Origin of the sequence: Palleronia caenipelagi, assembly GCF_007004065.1 — a bacterium.
Classification (GTDB): Bacteria; Pseudomonadota; Alphaproteobacteria; order Rhodobacterales; family Rhodobacteraceae; genus Palleronia; species Palleronia caenipelagi.
In genome coordinates this window covers 1-5,503 of record NZ_VFSV01000088.1, presented here as the reverse complement: position 1 = coordinate 5,503, position 5,503 = coordinate 1, and the positions used below count along the sequence as shown (strand labels likewise).

Below are 5,503 nucleotides of genomic sequence, written 5' to 3'. Positions count from 1 at the left end.
CGGGTCTGACGCCAACGGGTCTCGAACGGATCTGCGGACCATTTCACCCCGATCGGAGCGGACTTGCCCTTCAGCTCGAAGCGGCCCTCAGACCCCCATTCCTGGCCGATCGCGACACCGGGAAGGAGGACCAGCAGAAGGACGGTGACGGCCCTCAGGGGGGGTCTGAGGGGCCGCAGGCGCCTCATTCCCTCGGGCTGCTCCGCAGTCCCGTGGACAGAGGCGGGGGGATGAGAGGCACCATCGGTCCTGTGGACCTCATGGTTTTTCCACACATAACGCAGCAAGCTGCCGTCAAGCCGATTCAAAGTGCGGCGCACAAGAGATTGTCTGAACGGCCTTTTTTGCACAAAACCCACTGCATTCCTACAAGCGATACGACCTCGTCAGCCCTTTCCTAGGAAAAACGCTAGGCAAAAGCCGGGCTAAAGTCCAGTTCCCCGGGATCACACACATTCGATAGGTGCGTAACTTGGCGAGACACAGTTCCCGCCGAGTGTCAGGTGAGCGGACTGTTCTGCTAGGATCGCCGGAACGGTCCAAGATAATTACGAGGTGTGCTCAAAACCGACACGCGGCGATGCGGCTTAGCGGGCGCACACCGGCTGACGCGCCCCCGTTGGGCGACCGTCAAAGGCCAGTGTGAAGCGGTTCGTCGAGGACGTCGAATATCAGGCGGCCTGCTGGGACAAATCGCACCGAGTGGATGCCAGATTTGAATGGCATCCGGGCGAGATGTTCCCCCGAGAGGGCTTTATCGTCACAAATCTACCGATGTAGCCAGACTGAGTGGTGCGGCTCTACAACCAGAACGGAACCGCCGAGCAGCATATCAAGGAAGGCAGACGCGCTCTCCGCTGCACACGGCTACCATGCCGAAAGTTCCACGACTACGAGGTGCGCCTGCACTGCGCGCACTGGCCTACAATCTGGCCGCCTTCTTGCGCTGCATCGCGGTGCCTGAGGGATGGCCGACTGGTCGCTTACCAGTCTGCAACTGAAGCCGGTCAAGATCGGGGCGCGTGTCGTGTGCCACGCCCGTGCCATCACCTTCCAACTGGCCGAGGCTGCTGTCACAGGCTCAATGGTGCGCTCCATCCCCGCCGCCATCCTCCGTCTTCGAGACTCTCCGTCATGAGCGTAACCGCGATCCACGCCCAAACCGAACGAAAGCGGCAGGACAGGTCTACCCACTGCCCTGAAAAGCGGCCGTCGTGAACGCAGAGGATGCTGGTTCGCCGCCAAATCTGTACGCGCCAGCCGTCGGCGTGGCCGCAGGCACGGTGGACGTGCAGAAAATACTTGCCCGGCGGCCTGCTTCAGCCGATCCTCGCGTCAGACGACAGTCCAATTAGGATATGCCATTTATGTTCTTTGCCACGTCACATCCGGCACACGCCCAATCAGCTCAGATTGGTTTTTTAGGAAGCTGGGGATGACGACACCGAGAGGAAATTATGTCGCGAAAATCACCTAATAATAGGAAAGACCTAGAAAAAAGGATCCATGCTTTGGAATACATTTTCCCACCTTCGGAAAAGTGGGAAAATTACATTAAGGTTAGAAAATATAAAGGCATGTCGTCTCTTATAACTGCATTTGTCATTTGCGTCGGACTGTCGACACTATTCTGGCTATATTTAATATTTTTCGGAAGTCCTGATGATTTTGTGGGAAAACAATATAAGAAGTATGCTCCAGTTATGATTTTTTCAACTCCCTTTCTGATGTATTTCGCCCAAGTGGCTGATGTCAATAGAGTAAATAAAAATATAGCCAAAAAGAAAAATTATCATGAGTGAGCAAGAGAACGATCTATCTTTATCTATTGGTAGTTTTTTGAGAATTATTTTCTGGCGCTGGGGATGTTTTGGAACCGGCAGTCAAGCGGGTCGAGTAGCAGGCCCTGCTGGTGCGGTCAGGGATATGCCCGAAAGTTGGTGATGGTCTGAAGTAGGCGGCATATCTTGGCGGTGCTCACGCGCCGTCATTCTTACAAAGATAGGATTGTAAATGCCGCATCACAAATCCCCAAAAGTAGCGAAGTAAAACTCTCCCACTTTCCGGTCACGGTGATCAGCTGGTTGTTTCGATCAGGTTCTCCTTTTTCGGTGGCGGAGTGGTGGCATTATAGACGCATTTCTGCGCGTGTGCTCTGGTATGAAGTCGGTGCGCACGCTTAGGCGGTAGCTGGCACCCTCGATCTGGACGGCGACGGCGTGGTGCAGCAGTCGGCCCTGACCTGCTGTTCGTCGGTCAAGCCGATGCCGCGTGGCAGCTTTTGCTTTGCGGCCATTCATGCATCTCGCAGCATTTTGGATAGGTAGAAGGCCGCGGCGTGGGGTCTTGCTTCCATTTGCCTCGCGCGCACATTTCTCCAGAGAACGCGAACGCCACGTTAAGTGGGCAAAAGCAGGTCGCAGACTTCGTGTGCAGCCGAAGTCTGCGGTTCTGCCAGACGCTATCATCCAAACTGCGGAAACGGCCACGGTTCTGAGTATTACCAACCGGATTTTTGGCCTCGAACTCTGGCCTTCTTAATCCATGTGTGCGAAACTACAACTCGCGATGTGGAAGGATAAAGTTATGATCTCTGAAGCCGATAGGCGATGGTTTCACAATGCATTGGCGCCGGAATTTACAGTAAGCTGGGAGCGGGATCGTAGACTGGTAAATACTGAAATCTATGTGGCATTGCTTCGGCCATCGCGAGAAATTTCTGAAACTTTTGGATTTGATAAAGAGATTCCCTTTTTTCTATCTCACTATCCGAAACTTCAAGCCAGATCGATGCAGGCGTTGGAGCAAGTATGTAGCGAGCATCCACTGGCTGGTCGCATCGATTCAACAGTTGCATTTTTTCACTCTCCTGATCCAGAAATGAACAGATGGGTTTCTCAATACCAATCGGAAAATCCAGAAAATCGAATTATTGTTCCGCTTGGAAAAAAGACCTTAGATGCTGCCATTGACGACAGATGGGCGCTGGTAAACTGCCTCAAGCAGAATCTATTCATCAGAAACCTTTTTGACTACAGGCTACCATTAAAATCAGACCGCTATTTCTACGGCCGGGAGGACATTGTTGCGTCGATAGTTGATAATGTTCGGAAGTCGCAGAACACTGGACTCTTTGGGCTTCGGAAGACAGGAAAGACATCTGTTTTGTTAAAGGTTCAGAGGGTTTTAAAGAAAGCGAAGGATGTTGAGACAATTTTCTTTGACTGCAAAAATAGGCCGGTCAGGCGCTCGAGCTGCGATGAACTTGCCAGAAGGATTGTGGAAGAGATCGACAAGCGATTCGGGAAAAAGAATGCGAAGAAAATTTCGGAAAATGAAGATATCTTTGATGTTCTGGAAAAAGCCGTGCAGTCCATCCCCTCGAAAAAGAAGATTTGTGTTATCTTCGATGAAATTGAATATATCTCTCCTATTTCGCCGACCAACCTGCATTGGAGGCAGGATTTTATCGACTTATGGCAAGCACTTTGGTCCATACAAACTAAGCATGACAACATCTCTTATGTCGTTTGTGGGGTAAATCCAACTGTGTGCGACGTTGATCGCTTTGATAGTCATAATGTGGCCGGTAGAACAGTCCAAAATCCAATGTTCAGCATCTTCAACGTCCACTACTTAAAGGGACTGTCGCTTGCGAACTTGGAAAACATGGTTGGATTCTTTGGCTCCAGAATGGGTCTGTTTTTCGACGATGCAGCTATATCCATGCTCTTCACGGAATATGGCGGCCACCCATTGCTTACAAGACTCGCCTGCAGTTATCACCATGACCTTCTCGATGCTCAAAATGCGACGCGGCCGTTAAAGATCGGAAGGGTCGAAATTACCGCGTCTGCAAAGGACCGGGACGCTGAACTAAGCGCCTATTGCGGACATGTCGTATCTGAAATTGCAGAGCTTTATCCGGATGAATATGAAATGTTAAAGATGCTTGCATCTGGAGATGTAGCTGATTTTGCTACTTTTTCAAGTAGGCCGGAGGTCGTGCGTCACATCAGGGATTACGGCCTCGTCAGTGTCGATACAGCAGAGGTGCCAACCTTCCGAATTCCGGTCGTGAAGCGTTACTTGAAACATTCCGAGAGGGAGTCGATTGCATTAGATGAAGGTAGTAGATTTGGGACGCAAGAAAAAAAGGCTGCTTGGCTGAAACGGCGCTGTAAGTCGGTTGTCGACGACTTAATTCTTTTGAACGAGGAGCGAAGCAGCCGTGGTGTTGCCGCAATCTACTCAAGCTCAGGGAGCATCAAAGGCCATGATTTCGTTGACGCACCCTTGGTATTGAATGAGGGAGACGCAATATCATTCTTGGTTCACGCGCACAAGTATCTTGTTGAACCGGCCGACAAGTTTTTGACTGGAGGCGTAGCAAAAAACGAGGACTTCAAATCAGAGTTACCGGCTTTGCGTAAGGCGTTTATGCGTTTGAAAGCCTATCGCAACAAACACTGCCACATTGAGTTGAATGAGCATACTGAAAAGGGCTACTCGCTCTTCTTGGAAGAAGACTTCGACGGTGTGGCATTGTCAGATATTGATGATGGGTGGTTCAAATTGCAGCGCCGTATATTGGACAACATCCACGTTGCGCTCCAAGCGGAAATCTCCCGCATTTAGGGCTCGCAGCGGAATATATATTTTTGAGATGCTATAAATAGATATCCTTGGAACGATTTTAACATTTGAGTTTGACATATAATCCCAAGCGTGGTTGCGGTCGGCGTTCGTCTTTGGTGCGAGCATTGCTTTGTTTGTAGACTACAACCTCGACGCCGCAGTTGTTTCCGGCTCGATGCTGTGATGCGATGACTTAGCCGGTAGTCAGCGAACTGCGCCGTGCGCATGTCAACTCCCAACGATGCAGCTTTTTGGTCTTCTGATCGCAGCGAATTCATGCTTCCCGCCCTTGTATGAGTTGCGGCGCATCCAAGGGCGCGATTCCGGCTGCACGTCCGCTTCCAAGTTCTGAAAGGGGCACGTTCGCGCATGCAGCGAACTTCTGCTTCCCGCCCCGCGTGTCTACAATCCCCTTTTCTCCACCCGTAGATTCTCTGAACACACGCCGTTCGGCCCGACCCTAGTCATCGTCCCCGCCGGTCATGTCTGGCGGGTGCTGCGTTCAGGCTCGCCGTTCATCATGCTGTCGATGCGGTCTGCGATCTTGTCTGCGGCCCGGGCCAGACGGTGGCTGTCGAGATGGGCGTAGCGGTTGGTGCTGCCCGGATTGCGGTGGCCGAGAAGTTTGCCGGTGAGGTACAGGCTTTCCCCGGACAGCACCGCATGGCTGGCATAGGTGTGGCGCAGATCGTGGAGGCGCAGGGAGGGGGGCAGGCTTGCGGCGCGCTTAATGTGGTTCCATGCGGACGTGATGGACCGGCGCGGGCGGTCGGGGCAGCTCTGCGACGGGAAGACGTAGTCAGAGCTGCGAGGACCGCGCCGCGTCTTGAAGAGCTGGCTTGCCTCGTCGCTCAGCAGAACCACC

5 protein-coding genes and 1 pseudogene are annotated in these 5,503 nt (G+C 52.3%); 4 read left to right on the top strand and 2 right to left on the bottom strand.

All coding sequences use genetic code 11. The features are described 5' to 3' along the window. Positions 1 to 188, bottom strand: a 188-nt coding sequence (locus FEV53_RS21345) for a hypothetical protein (RefSeq protein WP_221931688.1), incomplete at its 3' end; no start/stop codon positions are given. 408 nt (positions 189 to 596) lie between these two features. Between FEV53_RS21345 and FEV53_RS19460 the strand changes: the two are divergent. The 4 genes and pseudogenes from FEV53_RS19460 to FEV53_RS19450 form a co-directional block, all read left to right on the top strand. Further along, positions 597 to 1,138, top strand: a pseudogene (locus FEV53_RS19460) (transposase); the annotation flags it as partial. A gap of 373 nt (positions 1,139 to 1,511) precedes the next feature. After that, a complete protein-coding gene (locus FEV53_RS21340) occupies positions 1,512 to 1,802 on the top strand; it encodes a hypothetical protein (protein ID WP_142836324.1) in 291 nt (96 codons plus the stop codon). Further along, entirely contained in the window at positions 1,795 to 1,944 is a 150-nt protein-coding gene (locus tag FEV53_RS21070; RefSeq protein WP_185962343.1) for a hypothetical protein, read from the top strand. The genes FEV53_RS21340 and FEV53_RS21070 overlap by 8 nt, the downstream gene beginning before the upstream one ends. Before the next feature lie 642 nt (positions 1,945 to 2,586). Then, on the top strand, positions 2,587 to 4,638 hold the full coding sequence (locus FEV53_RS19450) for an ATP-binding protein (RefSeq protein WP_142836323.1): 2,052 nt from the start codon (positions 2,587 to 2,589) through the stop codon (positions 4,636 to 4,638). Between the two features lie 480 nt (positions 4,639 to 5,118). On the opposite strand, the gene FEV53_RS19445 is transcribed toward FEV53_RS19450, so the two are convergent. Continuing rightward, a partial coding sequence (locus FEV53_RS19445) for a tyrosine-type recombinase/integrase (protein WP_185962342.1) occupies positions 5,119 to 5,503 on the bottom strand: 385 nt, incomplete at its 5' end.

Bases quoted from the DNA above. Each gene is read 5' to 3' on its own strand.
- FEV53_RS19450 (WP_142836323.1), top strand. From the start codon at position 2,587: ATGATCTCTGAAGCCGATAGGCGATGGTTTCACAATGCATTGGCGCCG.
- FEV53_RS21070 (WP_185962343.1), top strand. From the start codon at position 1,795: ATGAGTGAGCAAGAGAACGATCTATCTTTATCTATTGGTAGTTTTTTG.